Raw genomic sequence first — 26,376 nt, 5'->3', positions numbered from 1 at the left:
ATATTTTTGAAGAAATGTCTCAAATTCCTTTGTTTCATTTTATGACCACGAAGTGGTCAAACCATGAATAGCCCCCGGTATAACCGGGGGTTTTGGATATCAATGATGGGAAATGGCAACCCTGAAGGGGTTGAACTTATTGGACGAAATTCAAGGTTCCTCCATCCAATCTAGATGTTTATATTTCTCTTTCATCTTGTCCCAAAAACCATCACTCCAATCCATGATCACTACCGGACTCCATCCTTCTGGAAAATCCTTCAATACGGCATCAACCATTCTGCCTCCGTTTCCTTTGATAGGAGAATTGATGTCGTAGAAATCGATCGTCTGATATTCCAGGTCGTAAAGAATCTCAATTCCAATCGCTGTGGGATGATTCATTTGAATGAGGGGCACTTTGGGTCGATTGGGATGGTTTTCACTGGAGGCTGCAATTCCATAGGAATCAATTCGGACAAATTTGATAAAATCTAATTCGGCAAGGTTACAAGCGAATCTGATCACTTTGATGGGTAATTCCTTGATTTTACTGATCACCCAAATTTGGGTTCCCGATTGTAAATAAGGGATAAATAAGGCTTCAAATTCCTTTCTTTTCAGGGTTTTCATACTTCAGAGTACTTGATCAACTTACTTGATTACCTTCTACTATCCCCACCCCGTCAATCTCCCCCATCACCCTCTCCGTCTCTACCAATGCCTTAATAATCTTCTGATAATGCAGAATATCTTCAAATTCTAGGGTTCGGCCTTTGCGGTCTTTTAGCCATTTTTGGGCGGGTTGGTAGCCGCCGATGTAGAAGTTCCAGGCGACTTCTGGAACCTTGTCGAAGTACTGCTCGGTATTGATGTAGACTCGGCCAAGACCTTCCAGGTTTTCAAAACCTGGAAGGTCTGGTTTGTCGGAAGTAATCTCATTATCAGAGACAGATTGCTTCGGTCGTTCCTCCCTCGCAATGACGAACACTGGCTTCTCTACTTCATTATCGCCTCCGATTGGGTATTCGGTGATGTAATCATTTAGGCTTGGGCTTTCCATCAGGTGAAGGGCGCGAAGTTCTCCGCCGAGTTGCACGAGTTTCCAGAACTTCTCCGCATCATCGGGATAGGGAACTCGCGGGAAATCGATCTTCAAAAACTCCTTATACTTCTCTCGATACGTAGGCGAATGCAGCACCGCATAGATATAATCCAGCAAATCAATCGGTGCAAAATACTGTCGATAGGCAGCAGTCACTTCTGCCCCATCTGCCGAGCAAACTTCCCCGGTATCAGTTTTCTCAGGCACAAAACTCAATCCCAAACCCTTCGCTATCTGCTTCACGATCTTCATATCGAGGTTGGGAGTTCGGGTAACCGTGGAATCTAAGGAAAGCTGGGAATCGGAATAAAGATAGAGAGGAAAGATATTGGCATTATCAAGAGTAGAGATAATACATTTATCTATTATGTTCTTGGAAATGAATGGAATTACAATTCTGTTTTCTCGACTTCTTCTCACAGCAGTGAGCGCTATATTATCTTTTGAAAAAAGGTGCTTCATAACTTCTCCACGAGGCATACAGTGAAAACCCTTAGAATTACCCGTGAAATAAGTCCATTTAATATCAAATGGTCTATAAGATATTTTACAAATATTTTTATCAGATAATTTAGTGCTAACTAAGTCGGCTTGAGCATATTGAACTTTCCAATCTCTAGCGTCTTTTCCAAGTTTATATTTTGTCCTTGCTTCTTCAATATTGATTTTTGTGAAATCAAGTATTTTATCAGAAACATCTATCTTTTTTTCACAAATCGAAAAATGATCTCGTGCTGTAGTAACACCAGCTGAATTCAATTTAAATAGAACCGAAATTGCAAATCCATTATTAAAAGAGTTTAGTAATTTTATGTCTCTACTAATAAAAAAATAATTAGGCGAGTTGGGGTCAAGTAACTTAAAATCAATTGAATTAATAGAATTATCGACAAGGAAAGAATACTTTCTATCTCTTCTTCCTAGAAGATCAAAATGAAATAATTTACCATGTTCAACATCTTTTTTTCTTCCTGTTTTTATAAATAAATTTACTGAAACACCTTGTTGAATATCAAAGACATTTTCATCCTTAGATCCATCTTCAGCTGTTTCTTTTTTCTTAGCATTCCCATGCAAGTCAATGGTGTAAATCTTATCAAATGTTTTTAACAGATTCCATCGCATTCCTCGGAAAGTGGGATTATCCAAGAATCCATGTGGATTGATAAAGGCTAAAATTCCAGATCCATTCTTCTCAATAAAGTGCTGTCCGTATCGAATGAATTTTACATAATCATCGTTAATCCATTTGGGGTTTCTTTCCTTTAGTTTTTCTTTTCCTCCGGGTTCTTTTTTATAATCCTCCATCAGATTCATTATCCACTCTCCTTTATTAGAGCTTTCTCCACTATAAGGCGGATTTCCAGCCACAATCATCACAGGCGCATCGCGCTTAATCTGATTAGCTTCGTTGGCTTCGGCACTCAGCCAGTTGGCAAAGAGGGTTCCGGTGTCTTTATGGTATTCTTCCAGACTATTGGTCAGGTAGATTCGGAATCGTTGGCCTTTGGTACCCGTATAGCCCGTTTGCTTGAGCAGCAGATCCAGCTTCAGATGCGCCATCGCATAAGAAGCCATCAGCAGTTCGAAACCATTGATGCGGGGCAGTAGGTGATTTTCCACATAGCTATTCCAGAGACCTTGCTGACCTTTCATCTTGGAATAGATCTGATTGATCGCTTCGGCGACGAAGGTTCCTGTTCCTGTAGCCGGATCGAGAAACTGTACTCGATGTACTTCCTGCTCTATTTCGCGCATTCCTCCTGAGAAGCGTTTGTCATGCGTAGGAATCGGGACTTTGATCGTGGTTTTGGACGTATCCGCCAGTCCCATCGGCAAACCGAATTCATCGATCAGAATATCATCCACCGCACGGATGATAAAATTCACCACGGGATGCGGCGTGTACCAGACGCCACGGGCTTTGCGCAGCTTGGGATCATAGCTACTCAGGAAATCCTCGTAAAAGTGAATAATAGGATCCTCCATCTTGGTAGCCTTTCCGAAGTTCTTCAGGATGGCATTTACGTCCGCTGCACGGAAGATATCCGCCAGTGCATCCACAATCCAGGTGATCCGATCATCCAGATCATAGCCGGCAATGTATTGGAAGAGTTTGCGCAGGAAAGGATTAGACTTGGGAATGAGTTCGGCTGCTTCCTGTCGGGAAAAGGAATCCAACGACTCATCATAAAGCCTTGCCGCAAACATGCCGTAAGCAATTGTCTGGGCATAGACATCTGAAAATTCTTTTGGAGTAATGTCGTGAATGAGGATTTCCTTGAAGGCATTCATCTGCTCTTTCAGAGTCGAGTTCTCCTGATTTTCCTCATCCGAGTTGAGGGAGTTTTCGATGACATTGGCAAGCATTCGTGCTTTTCCTGCCATCATCTCCGCTAGTTTTTTGGGGCTTTTGATAGTTTGCCCTATATGCGTGGTGAATTCCTGAATCAGGAGTTCGAAAGCCGGGTAGTTATGTGGAAGGGGAAGAATCTTCCCTCCGTCGAGCACCCCGATTTTTACCGAAGTGGCAAACTCCCCGTTTTTGTAATAAAAGAAATCAAGGTAATCGGAGAAGATCAGGTTGTCCAGCGAACCTTTGTACCGATCAAATTGCTCTTTGTTCCCCGTTTTCTTTGCGCCTGTAAGATCAGCATCTCCGATGTCTTTGGCTTCGATATAGCCGACTGGAATATTCTTTTTGGTCAGAATGTAGTCCGGTGCTCCGCAAGCCTGACGTTTGGGTTCATTGGTGGCTTGGATTCCGGGAGCAAGGGATTCGATTAAGTTTTGTAAATCCCCTCGAAATGTATGTTCTGTGGCATGGCCAGTTCTATACCTGCTATTGAGCGACTTAATGTAATCAGCTGTGTTCATTAGGGGTGATTTAAAAAATGATTTCTTAAAGATATCCGAAAAGCACTAAACGAAGCATAGTTTAAAAGAAGTTGGGTAAAAAAATATACCAATTAGGATATAGTCCAGGGCAATTGCACATTCTTTAATTTATAATTTAAAGTCTATTTTCTCCCGCTCCCTTAATCTATTCAAAACCATAGTCTTAACTTCCGCCTTACTGAATCGAAAAGGATTCAGATTGATCGCCGCCAGCCGAATACATTCGTCCAGTTCCTTTTTCGCCCATTCTACCTTACCAGCTACCAGATTGAATTGGAGTTCATCTTTGGAATAGCCTTGGTATTCCAGTTTCAGATAGTCTATTGCTTTCGGATTTGCGGGGAGTTGAATGCTTCTCAGAATTTGGTCTGCCTCAAAAAAAGTAGTTCGGACCCGTACAGTTACCCTGCCTACCATTGCTTCGCCATCTGTAACAACGATTTTTATCATAGGGGTAGTGGTACTTTGGAAAAGCTCAAACCAATGGATTACTGGAACAACAAGCTTACAGCTTCCGGTAGTCAGCGCTTTGATTTCTCTGACAAATCCACTTCCTACTACCTGAACTAAACCATCGATGACTGTCAGTTCGACGGTGGTGTTGATTTTCCAACTTTTCGCAGCAGTGAAGAACTTCTTAATCTCTTTAAAAATCTTCTGAGTTTCTTTCGTGTTAAGCTCAAAAATAATCATTCTCTTAGTTTTTATCGAAAATAGATTTTCTAGTTGAATTAGCAATTTACAATTTCTCTATCTGACAAAAATTGACAGGTTTTTTTACACTATTCAGATTCTGATAGCTATCTAGAAGAGCCCTATCCCTTCATGACTCTGTAAGAAGTGCGGACCAAAAGAATATAGAGCTATACTAGAACCCTATCCCGATTGCTCTCGCGGAGGGTGATCTGTTACAGTTGCACCCCTTCCCAGCAGGATTTCAAGTAACCATCTGATGATGATATACTCCCAACCTTGATCCATATAACTGATAATGTTAAAGGAGAAGTTGTTAAAAGGAATTTAATGAATCGTAAATAAGTAACTATTTCACCTCCGTCACTTTTCCACCCACTTCAAAAATATCCACTATGCCCAATTTTTTGGAAAGGTAATAGGCCATAAAATTGAAAGGGATGATGTTATGAAGGATGGAAAAGTTTTCAGGCGCTTTTGGTTCTTCTACAGTAATGACCATTGCCCCTGATTTTTTAACGGTATCATTGAGTTTGACGGACCTTTCATAAGCCTCACCTTTAGCAAGAATTTGAATGACGATACTGTCTTTGGCAGTTTCTTTTGGGCCGTGATCGTATTGCGCCATGGCCATGCCATGGAAATTCTTCTTGGTGCTTTCACTTAAGATTAGGGCAGCGTTCATTGCAATCCCAATGTTTGGGCCACTTCCCAAAATATAGATACCGTGGATAGGGTTTTGATTCCATTGGTCAAATACCAAATCTGCCATCTCCTCCCCTTTCTTCATATATCCAGGAAAATTTTTAACCAATAAATCAACAGACTCTGAAGCATCTAATCCAAAGCCTTTGAACAGTGCGAGCAAAGTATTGACAAAGGTTTTTGAGGATGAATAATGTTCCTCACCAGCCAACAATTCAATGGCATCTGCTGAATGGGGAGAGGTCGAAAGAGGACTTTGAAGGTTGTTGGTGATACTGGTGTATTTTTCAAAAAGTGTTGCACACCAAAGTGCTTCTGTACTTCGACCCGACTGGGAAAGGATCACAGCATTTGGCAGCTTTTCTTTCTTTTTCAGGTAGTAGAAATACTCAGATGCAATCTCTGGCTGTATATCCATCCCCAAATACTTGAAAGCCAATGGGGCAAAATAGGATGAACCCATCCCAAGGTAAGTTACTCCTAAAGGCAATTTAATATTTGGAGAATTTTTCCAAAAATCCTGTGCCCTTAGAGGTATTTCCATCAATTCCTGAAGCATTTTTTCCATGGTATAATTAATAATATGGTTGTATATTTTCTTGTCAATAACCCAAAATTCATTTCAAACATGACGAAAACCAAAGACCGAAGTCCGATGTTGCCAGCGCTCTAACGTTTAAACACTTTCAACCGTGACCAACTCTTTTTCTTTCTCTACTGAAAGGAAAAAAGATCCTAGGATCGCAAGAGAGATCCCAATGGTTTCAATCATGGACAATCTTTCTCCAAGGAATATGATGGCCAATGCAATCGTAAAAACCGGCTGAAGAGCGCCGGCTATGGTGGTCACTTTGGATGCTTTTCCCTGTGAACTATACGCCACAAAACTTGCTAATACGCCTAATCCATTCAACATTCCCGCCAAAGAGCCAACAATCAAGGATTGATTATTGAACCCAAAATCAACATAACCGAAAGCAATGAATACAATTGATATCAAAATTGAAGAACCAATAAAGCTCAGGTATGACCATTCTGCTGAAATATAATTGGTAGCAACTTTCTGGGCGGCACTGAAAAAACCCCAAAAAAGCAAGGCGATCAACGCAAATATCAACCATGTATTCAAGCCAAGATTGGAGAAAAAAAGTGATGGATCATCGAAAATCTCCGATTGCCCTGACAGCATGATGATGGCCGGAACCACAATCAAAATGCCGATTCCATTCATCCAGTGCATTTTTTCTTTGAATACAAGCAATGCGATCACGATCGTGACCAAAGGATACAGGTTGGTGACCGGTATGACGACAGCGGCCAAGCCCCCACTTCCAAATGATTGGTAAACCGCAACATTGCCGATTACCGCGAGTAAGCCTGCAACTAGACCCCAAATTATCCCTTTCAGGTTGAAAGTACTTTTTTTACACTTTCTGATGATAAAAGGTACTGTTAAAAGCATCCCAATGGTAAAGAGGATATGGTTGGTAAAAGGGCTGATGTCTGCTGAAACAAACTTTGCCAAAATTCCCCACACCCCCCAACACAATGCTGCGAGTATTGAAAAAAGGAGCCAAGCCGGTATTTTTGATTTAAACTTAGTTATCATTCTCTTTTGATTTATCGATGAAAAGTGCAGCAGCTCCAAGAACCCCGGCTTTTTCGCCCAATTCCGAGCATTCGGTTTTTACCTGATAGGCTTTGAATGGTGCCAAGTATTCAATTTGACTTATTTGAGGGAGGTAAGGTCCCAAGCTTTTGGAAAGTCCACCCCCCAAAACAACCAGCTCTGGGGCGTAAATATTGATGAAATTAGCGATCCCTGTTTTGAGATCATGGATAAAATCTTCGATGATTCCAATTGCCAAAGCATTGCCTGATTGTGCTGCTTCGAAAAGTGATTGGCTATCTTTTTGATATTGTGGGTTTTGGTCAAACCAGTTAAGTTTATTCGCTTTTGTCATTAATCCCGAGGCTGAAACAAGAGATTCTAAGCAGCCTGTTTTACCACAGTAGCATTTGCCTCCATTATCCTTTATCGTCATATGGCCAGCCATATGCGAAAAAGGCAAATCTTCATCAAGTTTACCCCTGTTGACAAAACCCACTCCCAGACCTGTACCCAAAGTCAAAACCAAAACCCTGTCAAAACCCACTCCTTTTCCGCTTATTGCCTCGCCCAATGCAACCAATCTTGCATCGTTATCCACTTTGCAGGGTAAGCCTGTCAACTTTTGGATTATGGCTGCCAATGGATAATCTTCCATAAACTCTTGAAATCCATAGGTAGAATCGACCTTACCATCTTCAAAAACAAATCCCGAAACTCCGATTCCTATGCCGATCAAATTTGAATCGGTCAATTTGGATTTCTCCATCAATGCATCAATTCCTGATGTGATGCCTCTGATAAATCTGTCAGGATTCTTTTTTTCTGTATTTGTCAGAAAAATTTCCGAAATCCTGGTTTGATCTAAATCCACCAACCCAATCTTGGTCCTAGTTCCTCCGATATCTATTCCTATAGCAAATTTGGTCATGAATGCTTTTATCTAAGGATTAACTGTATTGCTATTTTTTGAATTGGATCCGAAAGGTCTTGATTTGATTTCTTCCTATGTTTTCATTCAGCACCCCGTTTGAAATAACAGCTTGAATTATATCAGTTTCGATGTGGGAAGTAAGGAAAGCTGAGGCAATTGGATTGGAAAAAGAAATCTTTGTGGCTTGTTGCTGATTCCCCATATTCCAAATCCTGGTTACAAACCCTTTTTCACTCCCATCTTCCGAGGGTTTGAGGCTCCAAAGCAAAACATTAGAATTTTCAATTTTCAAAAACGAGTAGTTGCTTTCAGGTAGCTTTCCATTTTCACCGGAAACTACTCCTGAAACCAATGGGTTTTGGTGTTCCAATGCAAAGCGCATAGACGAAACTTCGTTATAGAATGAGTGCGTTCCCAAAGCAAACCGTTGGGTGAAAAGGGAATCTCCATCTTGATTCACAATCCCAAGCCCTTTTCCATCCACTTGACCACCTGCCAATATGGAGAGTTGGGGTGTTTTTGTATCCAAATGATCCAACTCGCTACTGCCCAATTTCATAAATGAGCAATCCGAATTGGAAAGCGTAAGACTAAAATCTCCCTCATCAATAGCCGCAAAATGATTCAGCGTCAACCAATCAAACCGCCCATTTTTGATCGCATAATGTCCGCCCTCGGTGTAAGGTTTTGCCTTGATTACCGCCCCGACCTCTTCGTGCCACACCTCTGCCTCTGCCAAACTATGTGAAAAAGTCCAGGAATGTGTTTCTCCAAAATTCTCTGTAATCTGGTTATGGATAGCTACCCTTGGAATCTCTTTGAATAGGGTGATTTTCGTGGTATGTGCCAATGGTAATTTTCCTTTCGCTACTATGGTAACCGAGACAGGTCCACTGTTTTCCACGATCAGTTCTCCTGAATCATTTCCACCCGAACCTAAATCATTCATGTATTTCCCGTTAATTTGGGAGACGAGCTCTTTGTTCCCATTCTTTTTATCAATCAATCCGGTGATGACTCCCTGATTGGTCATGGTCAATTTGAAAAAGTCATTTTCTATGATGGAGCCTTCAAATTCAGCAGCATTTGAAAATGGTCTAGGTTTCCCTTTTTGGATTTCGAAAACTTTGTATCCTACCGAAGGAATATCTCTTGCCAAAATCCGGATTGACTTTTTGCCTTGGTCATCCATAAATTGGAAAGGCACTTCAAGATTGGAAGTCAAATCTATCACCTTGATATCTTTGGGCCCATCATAAAGGAAATCGCAAAAATCTGTCCGCTGCCAACTCAAAGGATTGAAAGCATAGAATCTGATATTGTTGCTTTTCCCTTTGACCTGTTTTCCCAATTCAGCTTGAGCCAATCCATGCAGTTCATCTACATACCCGGTCAATTGCCCTTCAATTTTTCTCTGCCAAATAGCCCTTTCATCCCGCGTGACAGGGCCATCGGCTGTCCAATCATGTTCGTAATAAAGTCCCAATGCCATCCAGGCATCCCGCTTTTTTTCAATAAGATGATTTACAAATGATGGATTGTTTTGGATTGCAAGGGTTGCCATAGCTTCTGCCGTCCTCAACTTTTCTATGGACCGCTTCACTTGGGAGGATACCTCCGCCATCGAAGCACTGTACAGGTCCCACTCATTTCCGTAAGCCAATGACTCTTTGGGAAGTTGGTGGCCATAGGCAGCTTTGAATGCCTTAAAAAAATCAGATTGGTTGGAAACAATCACCTGTTGGCCGGAGTCGGTTTTTTTTTGAGCGGTCGAAATAAAAGTATTCGTGGTGGTTTGCAGATCATCCCAGCCAAATCCAAAAGCTCCCGCAATCCTGTAGGGGTAATTTGGGCTTTCGCAAAGTTCACTTAATTGGTCTACCGCCAAGTTGGGATCTCTTGCTTCTGCATAGCCACCGAGCTGTTTGTTTCCGTCTTTTCCCGGTATGATGGAATACCATTTCATCAACACCTGCGAACTGTCCAATCCGCTGTACCAATAGATTTCCTTGTCTCTCTGACTCAAATCAGGCACTTTGGTCACGCAGTCACATACACCTTTCCAACTGAATTTGACTCCTGATCCGGCCCAAAGCGAACCGAGCCCCAAAGGCAGAGTCTGATTTTCCATGGACACGGCCTGATCCAATTCCAATCCAGATTTCCTTTCAAGTTCCCCGGCATAATACATGCCCCTCAAAACTCCCTCGACGTTATTGGCACCATAGCAGGAAACCAATGCATTGTAAGGCACGCTGATATGACCGGATTTGATTTTGTTTATCAATTTTTGAAAAGCTTCAGGGCTTTTGTTTTTCGCATATTCCCAGAGCCAAAAAGTCCCATCCGCATTAAACTTTCCCTGATAGGGAGATGGCAAGTTTGCGGTGCTATCGCTTTGGGCAATATAAAAATCCAACATCTTAATAAAAGCCTCCCGGTATTCCTCCTCATTTCCTGTCCACATGTAATCCGTATGGTCATCATTGGAAATGTATAGTTGCTTTTGCTGAAGCTGCCCAAAAACCTGACTTATCCCGGCAAGTAAGATGACAATCAAAAGGACTGATTTACTTTTCATTGATATGTTTTGATGTCTTAGATAATTGAATTTATGATTATCCGCAATGATGCCACTAAGTTTATTTTGAATCTCCTTTGATGCGGATAATCGTCGATAGTCCATAGACGACAGTCCACAGCAGATCCAATTGAACTTCAAGCCTTATTTTATTTGATTGGCGGCAAGGAAGCATACAATCATAATTTAACTTAAAAGAAATAAGGACAGGTATTTTATTTATCACCGAAGTGCCAAAATTATTACTTCGAAACAGAATTGGTCAAAAGCAATCCTACTTTTCCAAAGATCCCAGTGTCACTGCATTACTTTTTAATTTTCTCCATTTTTCATTGATATCGATTATTGGAACATATTCTTTTTGAAAAATCCCAGCTCCAATAGCAGGGCTATTTTCTTTGAGGCTAAAGTCAGCAATAGTATGGTCCAATGTTGGGTTGACGAAAAGCGGGTCTCCGACAATGTCCCCTTGCCCCTTTATATTGGGTTTCACACCACCGAAATACAGGTTGTTGACTCGGACAATATTCGCAGTATTTCTATCTTCCCTTTTTTCCATCCAGGAATCCAAAGGACGGTCTTCTAGCGCAACCACAATATTGTTGACCACATTCACATCTTTACAAAAATCAAATCCTAAGTTCCCCCACTTGAGTTCAGGGGTGATGCCATTGTGGTATAATGTATTGTTGACAATGTCCAACCGGTGACTTCCCCAGTTTTGGATACCGCCTCCCCCATTTCCATACACAAGGTTATTTTGGATGAGCGTCCGTCCAAGGTAGGCATCCGGAAAGAGATACTCCTCCGAATTGGCATCAAACAGCATCCCATTGCCATTGAAGATTTTATGCGGCCCTGTTTTCTTATATACCTTGCATTGATTGCCATAAGCTTCATTTCCCCTCACCAAAATCTTGGTCACATTGTCCACTTTATCAAAATCAGCATACATCATCAAAGAAAATCCTGCCATAGCAAAGCTGACCGTGGTGAAGTTGTTGAATCGGATAATATTGTTTTCAAGGGTAAGATAATCCACAGCTGAAGCAAAAATCCCATCTGCCCCACAGTATTCCACTAGGTTGTCAGCAATTCTAATGTGGTGGTACATCCTTGTCGGCGCATAGGTTGCATCTATGTTGATTCCCCTTGTCTCCGTATTTTTGGTAGGATCTCCTATTTCATTGGGATAAAGTGTGAAAACTTCCTCACTGTTTCCACGAATAGTCAAGCCACGGATTTCGAGGTACGAAAAAAGTGGAGTTTCCATAAAATCAAATTTACTTCCCTGTGAGATCATGACTCCGTCACTTCCGTGACATAAAATCACAGGTTTGTGTCCGGGGTAATTTTTCAGAGTAATATAAGATGCAGGCCCTCCAGGACGCTTAAACCGTGCTACCGCCGGTTGCAATGGGTTTTTTGGATCTGGATTTTTGTAATTGCCTTCCATGAGCAAAATAATGTCTCCCGCTTTTGCCAGATCCAAAGCTGCTTGCGGGTCTGCAAATGCTGTCTTCTCTATACGTCCATCATTGCTGTTGTTTCCTGTTGGACTTACATAAAAAGCCGGTTTGCTGAACGCAAAATTATCGATGCGAAGCGCTACGGAATCTTCAGAATAACCTGCTCTTTCCAAGTTGCTTATTTCAAAACTAAACTGTACAAATGGATCCTGCGGGTTGAATTTCCCAATTCCCGAGGCTTCCATTTCCGAAAGCTCCATAGTAGATCGGAGATAAAAATCTGAAGTAGCCGGATAAACATGCTTTTCCAACGCCCCTGTTTTTCTTTTTTCTTTGTCAAAAGACTCAATCCTGACAAGGACCGGACGTATGGAAGATAGCGCATGGTCAAAACTGATGGTCAATTTGCCAAGGTTACTTTCATCATTTTTGACGGGCAACAATCCTGAATTTAAAGATGCATTCCATTCCTTTTCAGATCCCAGTTCCTTGACGGTCAGTTTTAAACCATCGGAGGGAATAGTGGTATTGGCAATATCCACGGTACCGAACTTTCCCCTTCGGGCTTTTGCCGATAACTTTTGATTGCTGACTGTCGAGGATAAACTATCCCATTGGGCTTTTGGCGCATAATCTTTCCAATAATGTTCTTCTTTATTGAAGTCGGTGGTGTAAATGGCTTGGGCTTGCGCATTGGGTACAACTATAGCCAAGATCAGCATTGCTGAAACCAAAATCCCCAAAGCAAACTTGATGTTTACTTCGGGGATATCTGAAAAAGTATTTGAATAGGTTTTCATAGGTTTTAAGGGTTATGGTTGAAATAGGTTTTGAGATTCAAAATTGGCTTTCTTATGCCTCGATACTGTTTCACTTTAAAGGCTTGCAAGTCTTCGATGGCGGATCACTTTTCCCAAGAGCTATTTAGAACATTCATTTTTCAGGTATGATCCTGAATGTTTTGATCTGATGTTGGTTAAAATCTACAGGTAAAGTATTCCCACTTGGATTCAACTCCTTCAAATCGGTTTCTATATGCGTGGTATGCCAAGCTTGTTGGATGGGAAGTTTTAGATTGATGTTGGTTGATAATGGATTGGCATTCATATTCCAAAATCTTGCAATAAGGCCTTTGCCAATTCCCTCCTCTGCAGGCTTTAAGCTCCAGAGCAAAACATCCGGGTTATCGATATTCAACAGTGAATATTTCAATTCACTTTCCTGAACATCTGATCCGGTCACCTCCCCGGTGACAAGTGGGTTTTGGTGTTCTAGGGAGAATTTCATTTCCTGAATTGGATTGAAATCTCCCTGATACGTCTTCAAGGCAAACTGATATAAAAAATCCGTCTGACCATTTTGATTTGGAAATCCCATAGCTCCGCCATCTTCCAATTTGGTGTCCACTTGACCACCTGCCAGCGCTTGTAAGTAGGATGATGTCTCATCTAACGAATAGACACTACTCTCTCCCAGTCTGAAAAAACTGCAGTCACTATTGGAAATAGTCACACCGTACTGCCCTTCGCTTAGTGTCGCAAAATGGTTGAAAGTCTGCCAGTCATATCTGGCCTGACGGGCGGAATAATGACCTCCGTTGTCCTCTGTTTTTACAGTTAAGATTGCACCAAGTTCCTCATGGTGTGTAGTAGGATCGATAAGCCCAAAATCAAAAGACCAAGTTTTCACATCTCCAAAATTCTCTTGGATACTGTCCTGAATCTCAATCCTTGGGATGTCAGCAAAAAGCGTCACCCTGACGGTATGCTTCACCGGAAAATCTGAAACAGCTTTCAAAGTGACAGAAACAGCACCGGAATTCTCGATTTCAACCTTATTTCCACGATCAGGATCTGTGACTCCCAGCCCATTTACAAAATTTCCATTTGCGGTATTGACCAGTTGCCGGTTATTGGATTTCAGATCAATGATTTCTGTGACGGCACCTGAAGGACTAAGTCTGATTTTGAAAAACTCATTGGAAATGTATTCCCCTGAAACTGATATAGAAGGTTTGGTTTTAGCAGGATTCCCTTTTTGAATTTCAAATACCTTATATCCGATGGAGGGAATTTTGGTTGCAGCTACCCTTAAGAAAGTTTTTCCTCCTTTTTTTATCAACTGACTCGCTATTTCCTTTTTGTCAGAAAGGTCAATGACGCGAACAGGAAAAGAACCATCGTATTCAAAATCCGCATAATCATCCCGCTCCCAGCTTAAGGGATTGAATACAAAAAATCTTGTTTGATCTGAGTTGTTGATTAACTCACCCAGACTTTTAGATGAAAGAAATTGGAGCGAATCCACATAATTTGTAAGATTTTGCTGCAACCTGATTTGCCAATCCGCCCTTTCATTGATGGCTACTTGGCTGTCTGCGGTCCAGTCATGTTCCCAATATAAACCAAAGGAATCCCAAGCTTTTTCACTTGCTGCTTTCAATTGATTCTCAACTCCCGGCTTTTTGATAGCTACCACAGTCGCAAGGGCTTCAGCAGTCCGCAACTGCTCCGTTGACCTTCGCATTTTTGCAGTCGTCTCGTTCATGGAGGCGGGATAAATATCCCACTCGTTGCCATAACTCAATGTTTCAGAAGGTAGATTTGGGTAATTCTTTTCTATGTCTTCAAAAAAGTCCTCCAGAATAGAAACCCTCACTTTCCTTTCCGGAGTGGTGGTATTTTGGGCAACCTGGATAAATTCCGGTGCAAGGTAAGTTTCAAGATCATCATGACCATATCCAAAATTTCCTACCGCATTGTATGGGTAATTTGAATCCAATGAAACGGTATCAGCCATTTTCTCCATACGGGGAATCAAGGTTGACAATTCACTTACCACGTCTTTCGACTTGAAAGTTGTCCTCGTTTCTGCATAACTTCCAAAAGGTGTCAGCACCCCTTCTTGATAGGTGTACCATTTCATAATCACACTTGACGAATCAAAGCCCGTGTATCGATACAGTTGGTTGCGGCGGTTTTCGCGGTATTCATAAGACATCTGACTGCCAAATCCTCCGATACCATACCAGCTGTATTTCGCACCGGAACCGGCCCACAATGCACTTAAGCCCAATGGAATGGTATTGTTTTCAATACCACCTGCCATTCTGAATCTGACATCATGTTCCCTTTCCAACTGTCCCGCATAAAACATTCCCCTGATCACTGCTTCTGTAGGTTGGGATCCGTAGCAATTGATTAATGCATTGAGTGGGCTACTGATATGACCTGATTTGATGGCTTGTATTAACCTTGCGAATTGCTGTGGAGTCCTGTGTTTTTGGTAGGCTTTAATCCAATAACTCCCATCACAATTGAACCGCGCTTGAAAATCCGAGGGGTTGTTTTTGGTGGCGTCAATCTGATCAAGGTAATAATCCAGCATGTGGACAAAAGCGGAATCATAATCTGCCTCATTAGCTGCCCACATGTAGTCTGTGTGGTCATCGATGGCAATGTACAGGCGCTTTACTTGCTGTGAAAAAAGATCGGGTGAAACCCTGAGCAAAAACAATAAAAACAAGATGAGAGTAACTGTTTTTTTATCCATTTTTTCAGCTGTGAAAAGTCTTATTAAATTATTTTAAATATTTTTTCACCTACACATCGCGTTACGAGCATTGCTACTGTTTTCAAGAGATAATCGATAGCCTGAGATTATTTGGCGAATGTGTATTACTTGCTTTGTATTCCCCAATTACACCAGTAGCCTTATTATCCTCACTTTTGGGATGCCTGCCCTCCTGCCGGCAAAGGCAAGGAAGACTGAAGACCGAAACGTCAATTATTGATTTGACCTATTTATATTTTGGTTTTCTCTGCTTACTCGCGCTAAGCGGAAAATATATTGTAAAAATACCTGTGTATCACAAATTTAAATTGTACTAAAATTGCCAATTGTAATACAAATCAACCAAAATCTGATTTTTTGGCAATTAAGTTTGGCGTGAAATTAAATTATGCAGGATATTCTTCTAGCAATTCAAAAAAAGTAAATGAAGCATTACACATCCAAAAAACACGAAATCTGATTTTTATTTTAACTTCCCCTCAATTCCATTCAACATTTTCTTCAATACTAATCATGTCTAAATAATAGAATCCATTATAGCAGTCGGGACGGTGAATTTGGTCTGTTGCCTAAAGATGTCAGGTCAGACCATTCAGCTGGGTAAAATAAGCGAATGCGGAAAAGGAAAAATTTGGTTTCATTTGATTTCCTTTAACACATCATCTCTGATGCAATGACGCCATTAAGAAAACGACCCATAAAAAGTGAGGCGCTAAAACCCTTTAATTATCTCTCCAAAGAAAAGAATGTTTTGCGAGTTGCACCCTATTTGACCACAGACGCTTTTTCCAAAATGTAATTGCATTGGTAGATATCAACCGCGTTTAGCTTTAGGACACCTTTGAAGGTAACGATCTGATCCATTTCAAAGCGTGGGTGATCTTTTGGCAATTTGAGCTCCACAATAGATTCTGGACCGGCCCCTCCACAGAAAAAGCAAGCAGCAAAGGGATTGGCAGAAAGTATATACACATCATTTCCGCGATCAATTTCCAATACATAACCTTTGATTATCACTTCCCTATTATTCAAAGCAAGGACAGAAGGTCCAAATCTTGGGAAATAATAATAGGCCTTGACTTCTTTACTGTATTTGTCAGTGAAAGACACATCTTCGAGGGTCTCCCAAGTTATTTTGGTTTGAGAGAAGGAAGAGAAAGTAATGAAAATCAATAGGATAATAAGTACCGCCTTAGGCATCTGCAAGTGTTTTTGAAAGATTGATGTTGAAGACTTTAAATGCGGGAATAAGTGATGCAACGATACCGATGACCAAGGTGATTCCTGCTAAATACCACTCTTCGATAAGTATCCACGCCCCCGAAAATTCATACAAGTATTCTGACTTCAGCAAAATTGAAATGAGGATCAAACCTACACTGCTCGCTACCATTCCCAATAAGAATCCGAGTATGGAAATAAATAAGCCCTCAAGTAAAACCATACCTAGCAACTGGGATCTTGTGGCTCCATAGGTTCGGAGCAAAGCCATCTCAAAGGTCCGTTCTTTGAGTGCCAAATAAAGACTGATAAAGACGCTCAATCCGGAAACCAGCATTACAGCCAAGGCTAAAATATTTAGCGTATTTACCGCAATTCCCATCAGGCTGAATAACTTAAGCAGTTCATAATTTGGCAAGGCCGCCTGCATATTGGTTTTTTCATTGACCATGCGGGGAAGCTGCACCATCCCCATCGGGTTACGAAACTTGATCAACATCGCTGTAATCTCCCGGTCATCTTCATGCAGATCATCTGCGTGATCTTCATATTTAGAGTGAGCAGTATTGCTATTCTTAGGATCATGCTGTTCATGGTGTTGGCTCTCAGCATCATGTTCCTCGTAGTTTTGCTCAGCGTCAGGTGTTTGCTTACTGTCTTCTCGCTCATCAGTCGACTCACTTACTGCATTCATTGACTCCTCCTCATGAGCAGAGTGGGAATCATGAATATCCCATACACTTTCCAATCCAGTCAAAATCAGCTGATCTATCACTGACCCTGAAGGCTCAAAAACCCCTGTTACGACATAGGCTTTTTCTTCATGCACGTGTCCTCCTTCGCTCAGCCCGTGGGAACCCAAAAACGTGTCTCCTACCTGCAGACCGGTTTTCTCAGCAACTTTTGATCCCAACGTTACTTCAAGAGAATTCTTCCATAAGCTACCCCCCGCAATTATTGCAGAATAGAGTTCAGGATACTTCTCGGTAGTGCCCACGATACGAAAACCTTCATAACTATCCCCGTAAGATAGAGGGATGCCAAACTCAACCAATCTGTTTTCTTGAAGCGCTTCGGCCTCAGAAAGACTAATATTTCCCGTAGGAACATCTATTTGGAATACTGCCGAGAGAATAAGCTGAAGCGGACTCCCCTTCGCTCCCACCACCATGTCAATTCCCCTGGTATTATTAGTCATCTGACTTTGCAGATGCCTGTCTATCTGTAGCATCAGACTGATAATTCCTACACCAAGTGAGAGGAGAACGAGACTCAATCCAGTTGAAAGTGGCTTTGAAAGTATATTTTTTATGCTTAGTCTACCGATATTCATAGCACCTTAATGGACTTTAGATTCAAACGATTCGAGCTTCGATTGAAGAACAATGGACTTTTCAAATTCCGATTTTAAGCGCTGATCGTGTGTAATAATGATTAGGCTTGCATGATTCCTTTTTGTCTGACTTTTCAAAAGTTCTATGACTTTAATGCAGTTTTTATCATCCAGCGCAGCGGTTGGTTCATCTGCAAGAATCAACTTGGGTTGGTTGATGACTGCCAGTGCAATAGCTGCTCGCTGTTGTTCCCCCTGAGAAAGTAAATTTGGGTGAAAATTAATTTTGGAAAGAATTCCCAGTCCTTCCAAAACCTTTTTTATCCGGATAGGGTCTGCACTTTTCTTTCCCAAGTACTGGATCATGGCTAGGTTTTCCCCGAGAGTAAGTGAGTGAATAAAGTGTGGACGTTGAAAGACAATTCCAATATTAGCCCCTCGAAACGCATCAAGATGCTTCTCCGAAAGCTCGAGAAGACTGGTGCCGTCAATTGAAATCTTTCCGGACTTCGGTTTCAACAAACCGGAAATCAGGTGAAGCAGGGTAGTTTTTCCAATCCCGGATTCTCCGAGAATCAGCAAATCGGAACCATAATCGACATGTAAATCAGGAAATTCAAAACGGTTGAATTCATCGTATTCAAAAGAAAGGGATTGTGTAGTAAGCATCGAAGTATGATTTCTATGGGTCAAACCTAAATACTTCAACGCTTATTTGCAATATTGTTGCATTTAAACTTCAGTGTTTTATATTTGCAACAATATTGCATTTATGAAACTTATGAAAAATACTTTTGTAGGAACACATCTTGATTTTATAGGTTTTTCCACTTCGATTGCCTGTGCGATTCACTGCGCTTTCCTTCCTTTTTTGGTGAGTACGCTTCCTTTTCTAGGCTTGGGATTTTTAGAAAATCCCTGGATCGAATACGGTATTATTTTACTCAGTTTAGGCCTGGCCCTATTCTCTTTATCCCATGGATATTTGCGGCATCACAAAAAAATACTTCCAATTCTCATCGTAAGTTTTGGCTTTTTGCTCATTTCTTTTGGCCTGATTTGGGGCCCTGAATCCCTCGAATTTATCATCACTCCCGTAGGTGCATTGTTGATAGGAATCGCCCATTATGTGAATTGGATCAAGATAAAAGAGTCCCATATAGAATTTCCCGATTGTAAAAATCATCCCAAATAATATCATGCAAGAACGAATTCCAGTCACCGTATTGAGCGGTTTTCTAGGTGCAGGCAAGACCACCCTGCTCAATCATGTACTTCATAACCGTAATGGCTATAAGGTAGCCGTCATCGTCAACGACATGAGCGAACTTAATATCGATTCGATGTTGGTCAAAAATGAAGTTAAATTCTCCAGAACCGAGGAAAAATTAATAGAAATGTCCAATGGATGTATCTGCTGCACCTTGCGCGAAGATTTGATTTTGGAAGTTCAAAAGCTGGCGAAACAAAAGAAGTTTGACTACCTATTGATCGAAAGCACTGGGATATCAGAGCCGATTCCTGTGGCTCAAACTTTCTCTTTTGAGACTGGTGACAGACTTTTGGACTTAAACCATATCAGCAGACTGGACACGATGGTGACTGTCGTGGACGCCTTCAATTTCTTCAAAGATTTTGGTTCTCAAGAGACCATTTTAGATCGGAATTTGACGGATGATCCCGAGGATGCTCGCTCGATTGCCAACCTTTTGACAGATCAGGTGGAGTTTGCCAACGTAATTGTTTTGAACAAAACTGACTTGGTGTCCGAAGAAAGTCTCCAACTCCTGGAAGGCATGCTGATCAAGCTCAATCCTGAGGCAAAAATAATCCGGACTTCCTATGGACAGATCAGTCCCAAAGAAGTTTTGAACACCCATTTATTTGACTATGATAAGGCCGAGCAAGCCGCAGGCTGGCTCAAAGAGCTCAATAATGAGCATGTGCCTGAAACCGAAGAATATGGAATCAGCAGCTTTGTATTCCGCGATCGCAGGCCATTTCATCCGGGAAGGTTTTGGAAATATATCAGTGAAGCTTGGCCAGCGACGATTTTGCGCAGTAAAGGTCTCTTTTGGATAGCCTCCAGACCGCATCATGCCTTGCTTTGGAGTCAGGCGGGTGGCTCGTTGAAGGCAGATCTCTTTGGTACTTGGTGGGCCGGGTATTCTGAAAAAGAGCGGATGCGTAATCCAGGTTATGTAGAGAATAAAGCGGCCATCCTTGAAAAATGGGATAGCCATTTTGGTGATCGGATGAACGAACTGGTGATTATTGGGCAGGACTTGGATAAAGAATCGATTAGTAAAGAACTATCTGCTTGCTTGGTGAGTAAGCAGGAATCAAAACACTATTCGCTCTCCACTCAATTCAATGACGAATGGCCGATTTGATGAAATGCTATGTATTCAGTTCAAAAGCCGATTAAAGTCTATGTGATCACCGGATTCTTGGGGGCGGGGAAAACGACTGTGTGGAACCGCCTCTTAGAAGCAAAAAAAGAGGAACGAAATGTAGTCATCGAAAACGAATTCGGGAAGGTGTCCATTGATTCGATGCTGGTTTCGGAGAAATTCGATTCGATTTTTATGTTGAACAACGGCTGTATTTGTTGTTCACACATTGAATTTCCTTGAATTACCTATTCTAACTTTTCCTTTCCGATTCTAGATTGCTCAATCTTTCCACTATTTTGATACCGAACCAGTGCTCGCGTGACCCTGAAAACTGTTCGGATTGAGAACTTAAATAGTTTGAACCAAATATTTAGAACTAAGCCAAAAAGAGAAAACACGCCTATTTGTCTGACTGGTGTTCTATCCGCTAAAGGTGGGTGGATTTCAGAATTCGATGGTGTCATGTTCATAATCAAGTTATTTCAGAATTTAATTTCTTGAAATTCAATTGTCGGACCGAAATCAAAATGATCCTGTAGAATGAAATAATAATGTGAAAAAATTTGCTTTATGATATTTTAGTCTGAAAAACCAAAGTAGACTTAATGTTTATTTCTCATACACTTTACTTGGATTCTACAAAAAATACACACGATGGGTAATTTTTTTATCAATTGGAACACACAAAATGTTGATTAACGTATTCTTTAACCTGGAAATGACAAAAAGCCTTCCATTCCTTAGTATGAAAACAGAAGGACATTAAAATTCAAGCTTTTGTGGGTCATGACGAAATATTTAACCTGGCTGATTTATTTTATATAACAAATATTGGCAATCAGCTTCCTGGGTCTTAGGGGGATTGGTTCGTTGTATTATTTCTATTATGCGATCAATGGCCAAGAATTTGAAAGTCAAAACTCGGTGCTAAACATCGTGACGCTTACTATTCTCTTTTCTATTGTAATCCATGGCTCAATGGGCTCTTTAATTATGAAGCGTTTGGAAACCGGTTCCAGTCGACAATCTTAAGATCGGAAGAAGGATTCAGATTCGATTGCTAAAAAATCAGAAAAGTAACAGATAGGCAATCAATTAAAATTCAACTCAAATAGGATCAAACATTTTTATGAATACTGCTTCGTCAGGCCTAACCAGATTATTCTACATATCAATCATACTATACCTCTGATCTGGTAGAAAGCCAATACCCTTGAGAATTTCAAATACGAATCGATTACCAGTTAATAGTACCTGCAACACCAGTATCATAAAAAGCAGAATCGGCCTATTTCTACTTTTGTTCCTTTTCGGTATATATGCAGAAATTTTCGTCCAGGCCTCAACTTTGCAGAATCCCAATCTGCCTCATCGAGTTTTCCATCAATAGTTATTTTTTCAAAGGCTCTTTTCGCAAACACCTCAGGAGATTTTTCCGGTGGGGGAAAGTTTTCTGTGGATTGGGAAAAGGTAAATGGAATAGCCCAGAAGATTAAGGAGAAAGCCAGAAAGCTCCGCTTCATTTTTCAGAAACCAAGTTAAAATAGGATCTAAAACGATTCACGTCCACTTTTTCATCGTTCCATTCTTCTACACAACCCTTTTTAGAAAGTTCCAAGCTTGCATCTTGGATGGCCACCCGGTACTCTTGATAAGCATAAAAATCTGTATCAGCCAGACTGTAGAGGTAATTCTGAATACCCATCAGCGGATTATACCAATAGGAACTTTCGATAAAGTCATTGCGCTGCTGGAAGCCCGCTTCGATATTTTCGCTTACTTCCTTCATGTGAAAAGCCACTTCCGCACGATAGACTGATCCTTTAGCAGCTTCTATTTTTGCTGAATCGGGCTGCGTAGCCAATTTCGTCTGCTCGATTTCAGGGAGTTTTACCCGAAGGGAATCCCACACAGCTTCGAAATCAGCTTCATAAATTTCTCCTTGATCTATGCGCTTGGCATCCAGATAATCGACCAACATCGAATTGGGAAATTTTAAACTTGCCCCCTGCTGTACAGCTCCCGGAATGACCATTCCAAAAACCACCCAAACCAAAACTAGTCCCATGGTCTGAGAAGTCTGCCCCAAGCGCAAAGAAATTATGGCTGAAATCACGCCAATCCAAAACCAAAGATAGACCATAATAACTATGGAGTAGTAGGTGAATAATTGGTAGGGCACCCGTGTGAAGGCACCTGAAAATATGCTTGGAACTGCGATCAACAAGATCACAATCATGGAAGCTCCGAGCCCGATGGCTGAAGTCCTTTTCCAGATCCAGGCATGATAATTATCACCCTGGATCTGAACCAAAGGTGCCATCTTCACATCCTCCTCATATCCGCCAATGGGGTAGCAGAGTACAATCAATAACAGTGGCAACAAGAAAATCACACAGAAGGTGAGATCGAGCGCACCAAAAGCGATTCGCTCGGGATTGCTGATTTCGGCAGATAAATCTGAATCATAGCCAGACGTATAAAAGGTGAGTCGCTTATAGAATCCGTATTGCTCCGCCTGACCAATCGCCAAGGACATCATGGGAGATGGTGTTTTAAGTTTGTACACAATGCTGTTCCACATTCCATAAAATGGGTTGCTTAAGTCCACCCAAGGTCTACTTTCCACTTTTGTGCCGCCAGATTCGAGGATTTTTTCATAGACAGATCTTTCAGCAAGGTAGTCTGACTCCACTTTAGCTAAGGTTTCCAATTGCTTTTCGCGAAGCGAGATCCCATTGGAAATAGAATAGACCGCTGCTAAAACAAATAGAAGGACTGCAAGATATTGGAAAGGGGTCCGTCGAAACTGAATCCATTCCCATTTCAAGGTTTGAATAAAACTCATAGCTGAAAACGGATTGATTTTATTAAAAAGAAACAGCCAACAACCCAACCCAACAGGATTGCGACATCAGGCCATGTGGCGCCAATTAATTCATCCATCGATCGATTTTGATAGGAAAAGTCCTGCATGGAGCGAAAAAATTCCTGGTCGGCCTCCCATTCCCAATCACCTGTCTTGCTACCACCAAAGGCATGCTTGTCATTCAATGATTTGATAAATTGTCTGCGGTAATCCTCCACCTTAAGCATGAAATCTGTATGGCTTTTCTGATCTGTTCCACTAAGCCCCATGCTTAGGCTTTGAAGACTTTGGAGTGGATTGGGAATGGAGCTGGCTTGGACAAAAGTTTTTTGCCTATCCATCACCTGGTAAAGATTCCCGAAGTGCTTGTCCCAGACTTTGTTTCCAAATTCCTCATCTGTCTGCATCAGAATCCCGTCAAAATTAATCGGGAGTTCTTCCACGCTGGCCACTTGGTATTGCCTCAAGACAGAATCTTTAATCGCCTCGATTTTGTCATCTTCTGCGTTGTGACCATCCACCCCTGCCGAGCGGTCTTCTTTCATCTGAGCCGAAAATTCGCTTCGTGTAGGTAGTTCGTAGAATTGCTCAGCTAGATTTCCGGTGATTCTGGGCAGGAAAACTCCCCAAATAATCCAAACAGCCATCATGATACTTAGTGCCGTACCTGTTTTCCGAAGGTTAGCACCGAAGAACGCCGTCAGACTACAAATAATATAATAGAAGGCTGAATAGCCCACAAACAGCATGAGCATGCGCAGGAATGTACCACTATCCAACGGAGTAGTATCCATTAAAACCTGGACAAGCAGGCTGATTCCCAAAAAAACTGTGCCTGCAAGCCAATAGAAAATAATTTTACCTGAGATGATACCCTGATAATCTCCGCCTTGAATAATCAGCAGACGAATGCGATCAGATTCCCTTTCCTGACGCACCGTAGAAAATACCATGAAAATCAAGAATAATGGGACGATAAGCTGCAAAATCAAGGAAGGGCGGAGTTTGCCAAAACGAGTAGCCATCACAGACTGGCTGGCCTCGCTATATTGGGCGTCATTTTGGCTGTGGCCTTCGAGATAGATTGTTTTTCCGACCACTCCATTTACTCCTTCATCAAAACCCGTCAGCGAACTGGTGGGTTTGAATAAGTAAGTGCCATAATGTGCTGCGCCATGAGGGTTTGCTGCACCCTGATTGTCCCATTGCTCTCGTATATGTGCAGATGCTTCTCGTTCTAAATTAGAGAGGCTTTTCGTTTCCTGAATTCCCAGGTAGGAACTGAGGGCTAGCATTGAAGCTAGAGAAATCCCCAAAAATAGAAACCACCGATTGCGGGATACTATTCGCCATTCATTCAAAAGTATCGTTTTCATAGTGTTTGGCTTACAGTTTCCAAATAGATTTCTTCCAGGTCATTTGCGGTGACAGCGTCCGCTTGGATCGTTTGCAGCAAAGTGCCTTGATACAAAATCCCGATTCGATGTGCCGTTTCTTTGACTCTAAATAGGTCATGCGATGCCATCAGGATCGTACTTCCCTCAGCCGCCAGTTTTCTGATCAGTTGGGATAGCTCTTTGCTTGCCACTGGGTCGAGTCCACTGGCAGGCTCATCCATCAGGATGACGGAGGCCTTTTTAGCATACGCAATTGCAATCCCCACTTTCTGACGCATTCCCTTGGAATAGCTACCGGTATGCTTGGAAAAGGCTTCCTTTTGAAGTCCGCATTCTGATAGATAGTGTTCCAGTTCGGTGTTAGAAAGATCAATTCCAGCCAACTGGGAAAAATAATTCAGGTTTTCAATCCCCGATAAATGAGGGTAGAGATTCACGTTTTCCGGGATATAAGCAATGCTTTTCCTTGCTTCGGATGAATCACGGAATGGGTCCACCCCTTTGACGAGAATCTGACCTGAATCAGGCTTCAAAAATCCCAGCAGTAAATTGATTGTAGTGGTTTTTCCTGCTCCGTTTGGTCCGAGAAGTGCGAAGATTTCGCCCTCAGGAATTTCCAGTGATAGAAGGTCCAGAGCTATCTTATCCTTAAATGATTTGTTGACTTGCTGAATTGATATCATATTTATGCAATAATGTTGCATAAATTTAGATTTTTATCTCGATAACCAAAATTATGCTAGCATTTATTCGAAAATAAATAGCCGGTATACTCTGTTATCTTTAAGAGGATGTCCGAAATTTGACTTAAACATTAAGTAATGTTTACATCCATAGGTTGGGGAAAGGTATTTACAGATCAACTCTGAGCTTTCGACTATCTTGAGAATAAAGTCAGCCAAATTCGCTCTGCTCATACTTCTGTAATTCCCTTTCTTCTCCCCATCTGTCAGTTTTGGTCCACCCACGATTACCCAATCAAGACCGCTGTTTTTCGTAACTTCAGCATTCCTGATGGCATCATTGATGATTTTTGGAAACACCAATTTCATGATTAATCTGATAAGCTTATCAGGGAATTTGGGTTGGCCCTTTTCAGGAAATGGCAATCCACTACCCCCAGGTGAAATAGTTTCGGTTAGGCCAGTTTGCTTCATGGCTTTGATGATGTTTTCTGTTCCATTGGTCTGCAGCCGCTCAGGCGATGCCTTGACATGTCCAAATAAACTCACCACAAGATCACAGCCCTCAATGGTTTTGTTGATGGTATCAAAATCCAATACATCGCCTTTAACCAATTCTAATCGGCTGGAATTTTAGATAATCTTTTTTAGGGCTTCTGACCGATGAATTGATGGCCTTTGACCATTTTCAAAAATTGTTGACAGGTTTTGCCTGATGTAAGTGATGTGATTTTCTTTTGACTAAACTTACTTTATTTCAATGATACGTTTTAAGTCGTCTTCTGTGCCAGAAAACCGCAAATTCATTACGAATAATGTAAATCCGAAATTCCATTATAGCTGTCAGGATGGTGAATTTGGTCTCTTAACTAAAGAGGTCAGGTCTGATCATTTATGTTGATAAAATGTGCCGAATGCGGAATAGTGGATA

General features: G+C 41.5%; 20 protein-coding genes. 3 read left to right on the top strand and 17 right to left on the bottom strand.

The features are described 5' to 3' along the window. Positions 1–150: 150 nt before the first annotated feature. The 12 genes from BVH04_RS23610 to BVH04_RS23555 form a co-directional block, all read right to left on the bottom strand. On the bottom strand, positions 151–612 hold the full coding sequence (locus BVH04_RS23610; RefSeq protein WP_086543926.1) for a hypothetical protein: 462 nt from the start codon (positions 610–612) through the stop codon (positions 151–153). Between the two features lie 16 nt (positions 613–628). Next, positions 629–3,961: a type ISP restriction/modification enzyme gene (locus tag BVH04_RS23605; protein ID WP_086543925.1), complete on the bottom strand. Its 3,333-nt coding sequence runs from the start codon at positions 3,959–3,961 to the stop codon at positions 629–631. Between the two features lie 129 nt (positions 3,962–4,090). Continuing rightward, a complete protein-coding gene (locus BVH04_RS23600) occupies positions 4,091–4,675 on the bottom strand; it encodes a hypothetical protein (protein WP_086543924.1) in 585 nt (194 codons plus the stop codon). Between the two features lie 349 nt (positions 4,676–5,024). Then, the gene (locus tag BVH04_RS23595; protein ID WP_086543923.1) at positions 5,025–5,948 is read right to left on the bottom strand and encodes an SIS domain-containing protein; all 924 of its coding nucleotides are present in this window, start codon (positions 5,946–5,948) and stop codon (positions 5,025–5,027) included. 108 nt (positions 5,949–6,056) lie between these two features. Continuing rightward, on the bottom strand, positions 6,057–6,989 hold the full coding sequence (locus BVH04_RS23590; protein WP_086543922.1) for a DMT family transporter: 933 nt from the start codon (positions 6,987–6,989) through the stop codon (positions 6,057–6,059). Next, on the bottom strand, positions 6,979–7,920 hold the full coding sequence (locus BVH04_RS23585; protein ID WP_086543921.1) for an ROK family protein: 942 nt from the start codon (positions 7,918–7,920) through the stop codon (positions 6,979–6,981). Before BVH04_RS23585 ends, BVH04_RS23590 begins: the two co-directional genes overlap by 11 nt. Before the next feature lie 31 nt (positions 7,921–7,951). Next, entirely contained in the window at positions 7,952–10,504 is a 2,553-nt protein-coding gene (locus BVH04_RS23580; RefSeq protein WP_169714503.1) for a glycosyl hydrolase-related protein, read from the bottom strand. Between the two features lie 274 nt (positions 10,505–10,778). Continuing rightward, entirely contained in the window at positions 10,779–12,773 is a 1,995-nt protein-coding gene (locus tag BVH04_RS23575; RefSeq protein WP_086543919.1) for a right-handed parallel beta-helix repeat-containing protein, read from the bottom strand. A gap of 133 nt (positions 12,774–12,906) precedes the next feature. Further along, on the bottom strand, positions 12,907–15,525 hold the full coding sequence (locus BVH04_RS23570; RefSeq protein WP_086543918.1) for a glycosyl hydrolase-related protein: 2,619 nt from the start codon (positions 15,523–15,525) through the stop codon (positions 12,907–12,909). A gap of 786 nt (positions 15,526–16,311) precedes the next feature. Then, entirely contained in the window at positions 16,312–16,746 is a 435-nt protein-coding gene (locus BVH04_RS23565) for a DUF3299 domain-containing protein (protein ID WP_086543917.1), read from the bottom strand. Continuing rightward, positions 16,739–18,100 (bottom strand): ABC transporter permease, encoded by a 1,362-nt coding sequence (locus BVH04_RS23560; protein ID WP_086543916.1) that lies wholly within the window; start codon positions 18,098–18,100, stop codon positions 16,739–16,741. Before BVH04_RS23560 ends, BVH04_RS23565 begins: the two co-directional genes overlap by 8 nt. A gap of 6 nt (positions 18,101–18,106) precedes the next feature. Then, positions 18,107–18,769 carry an ABC transporter ATP-binding protein gene (locus BVH04_RS23555; protein WP_086543915.1) on the bottom strand — a complete coding sequence of 221 codons (663 nt, stop codon included), beginning with the start codon at positions 18,767–18,769 and terminating at the stop codon, positions 18,107–18,109. 112 nt (positions 18,770–18,881) lie between these two features. Between BVH04_RS23555 and BVH04_RS23550 the strand changes: the two genes are divergently transcribed. Genes BVH04_RS23550 through BVH04_RS26755 form a run of 3 tightly spaced genes read left to right on the top strand, consistent with a single transcriptional unit; the run spans position 18,882 to position 20,736 of the window. Next, positions 18,882–19,295: a MerC domain-containing protein gene (locus BVH04_RS23550; protein ID WP_169714502.1), complete on the top strand. Its 414-nt coding sequence runs from the start codon at positions 18,882–18,884 to the stop codon at positions 19,293–19,295. Between the two features lie 4 nt (positions 19,296–19,299). Continuing rightward, positions 19,300–20,493: a GTP-binding protein gene (locus BVH04_RS23545; protein WP_086543913.1), complete on the top strand. Its 1,194-nt coding sequence runs from the start codon at positions 19,300–19,302 to the stop codon at positions 20,491–20,493. 9 nt (positions 20,494–20,502) lie between these two features. Beyond that, entirely contained in the window at positions 20,503–20,736 is a 234-nt protein-coding gene (locus BVH04_RS26755; protein ID WP_086543912.1) for a GTP-binding protein, read from the top strand. A gap of 1,028 nt (positions 20,737–21,764) precedes the next feature. Here the strand turns inward: BVH04_RS26755 and BVH04_RS23530 are convergent. The 5 genes from BVH04_RS23530 to BVH04_RS23510 are packed head-to-tail and all read right to left on the bottom strand — an operon-like array spanning position 21,765 to position 26,060. Next, positions 21,765–22,019 (bottom strand): hypothetical protein, encoded by a 255-nt coding sequence (locus BVH04_RS23530; RefSeq protein WP_086543910.1) that lies wholly within the window; start codon positions 22,017–22,019, stop codon positions 21,765–21,767. After that, positions 22,016–23,344 (bottom strand): DUF3526 domain-containing protein, encoded by a 1,329-nt coding sequence (locus tag BVH04_RS23525; protein ID WP_086543909.1) that lies wholly within the window; start codon positions 23,342–23,344, stop codon positions 22,016–22,018. Before BVH04_RS23525 ends, BVH04_RS23530 begins: the two co-directional genes overlap by 4 nt. Next, a complete protein-coding gene (locus BVH04_RS23520; RefSeq protein WP_086543908.1) occupies positions 23,341–24,741 on the bottom strand; it encodes a DUF3526 domain-containing protein in 1,401 nt (466 codons plus the stop codon). The genes BVH04_RS23525 and BVH04_RS23520 overlap by 4 nt, the downstream gene beginning before the upstream one ends. Next, positions 24,738–25,466, bottom strand: a complete 729-nt coding sequence (locus tag BVH04_RS23515; RefSeq protein WP_240511049.1) for an ABC transporter ATP-binding protein — start codon at positions 25,464–25,466, stop codon at positions 24,738–24,740. The genes BVH04_RS23520 and BVH04_RS23515 overlap by 4 nt, the downstream gene beginning before the upstream one ends. Before the next feature lie 42 nt (positions 25,467–25,508). Next, complete coding sequence (locus BVH04_RS23510) at positions 25,509–26,060, bottom strand: NAD(P)-dependent oxidoreductase (protein WP_086543906.1); 552 nt, start codon at positions 26,058–26,060, stop codon at positions 25,509–25,511. Positions 26,061–26,376 lie beyond the last annotated feature (316 nt).

Source organism: Algoriphagus antarcticus, assembly GCF_002150685.1.
Taxonomy (GTDB): domain Bacteria; phylum Bacteroidota; class Bacteroidia; order Cytophagales; family Cyclobacteriaceae; genus Algoriphagus; species Algoriphagus antarcticus.
This window is presented reverse-complemented; position numbering and strand designations above follow the sequence as displayed.

Excerpts from the sequence above, each read along its gene's own strand:
- BVH04_RS23610 (WP_086543926.1), bottom strand. The coding sequence starts at position 612 with ATGAAAACCCTGAAAAGAAAGGAATTTGAAGCCTTATTTATCCCTTAT.
- BVH04_RS23605 (WP_086543925.1), bottom strand. The coding sequence starts at position 3,961 with ATGAACACAGCTGATTACATTAAGTCGCTCAATAGCAGGTATAGAACT.
- BVH04_RS23600 (WP_086543924.1), bottom strand. The coding sequence starts at position 4,675 with ATGATTATTTTTGAGCTTAACACGAAAGAAACTCAGAAGATTTTTAAA.
- BVH04_RS23595 (WP_086543923.1), bottom strand. The coding sequence starts at position 5,948 with ATGGAAAAAATGCTTCAGGAATTGATGGAAATACCTCTAAGGGCACAG.
- BVH04_RS23590 (WP_086543922.1), bottom strand. The coding sequence starts at position 6,989 with ATGATAACTAAGTTTAAATCAAAAATACCGGCTTGGCTCCTTTTTTCA.
- BVH04_RS23585 (WP_086543921.1), bottom strand. The coding sequence starts at position 7,920 with ATGACCAAATTTGCTATAGGAATAGATATCGGAGGAACTAGGACCAAG.
- BVH04_RS23580 (WP_169714503.1), bottom strand. The coding sequence starts at position 10,504 with ATGAAAAGTAAATCAGTCCTTTTGATTGTCATCTTACTTGCCGGGATA.
- BVH04_RS23575 (WP_086543919.1), bottom strand. The coding sequence starts at position 12,773 with ATGAAAACCTATTCAAATACTTTTTCAGATATCCCCGAAGTAAACATC.
- BVH04_RS23570 (WP_086543918.1), bottom strand. The coding sequence starts at position 15,525 with ATGGATAAAAAAACAGTTACTCTCATCTTGTTTTTATTGTTTTTGCTC.
- BVH04_RS23565 (WP_086543917.1), bottom strand. The coding sequence starts at position 16,746 with ATGCCTAAGGCGGTACTTATTATCCTATTGATTTTCATTACTTTCTCT.
- BVH04_RS23560 (WP_086543916.1), bottom strand. The coding sequence starts at position 18,100 with ATGAATATCGGTAGACTAAGCATAAAAAATATACTTTCAAAGCCACTT.
- BVH04_RS23555 (WP_086543915.1), bottom strand. The coding sequence starts at position 18,769 with ATGCTTACTACACAATCCCTTTCTTTTGAATACGATGAATTCAACCGT.
- BVH04_RS23550 (WP_169714502.1), top strand. The coding sequence starts at position 18,882 with ATGAAAAATACTTTTGTAGGAACACATCTTGATTTTATAGGTTTTTCC.
- BVH04_RS23545 (WP_086543913.1), top strand. The coding sequence starts at position 19,300 with ATGCAAGAACGAATTCCAGTCACCGTATTGAGCGGTTTTCTAGGTGCA.
- BVH04_RS26755 (WP_086543912.1), top strand. The coding sequence starts at position 20,503 with ATGTATTCAGTTCAAAAGCCGATTAAAGTCTATGTGATCACCGGATTC.
- BVH04_RS23530 (WP_086543910.1), bottom strand. The coding sequence starts at position 22,019 with ATGAAGCGGAGCTTTCTGGCTTTCTCCTTAATCTTCTGGGCTATTCCA.
- BVH04_RS23525 (WP_086543909.1), bottom strand. The coding sequence starts at position 23,344 with ATGAGTTTTATTCAAACCTTGAAATGGGAATGGATTCAGTTTCGACGG.
- BVH04_RS23520 (WP_086543908.1), bottom strand. The coding sequence starts at position 24,741 with ATGAAAACGATACTTTTGAATGAATGGCGAATAGTATCCCGCAATCGG.
- BVH04_RS23515 (WP_240511049.1), bottom strand. The coding sequence starts at position 25,466 with ATGCAACATTATTGCATAAATATGATATCAATTCAGCAAGTCAACAAA.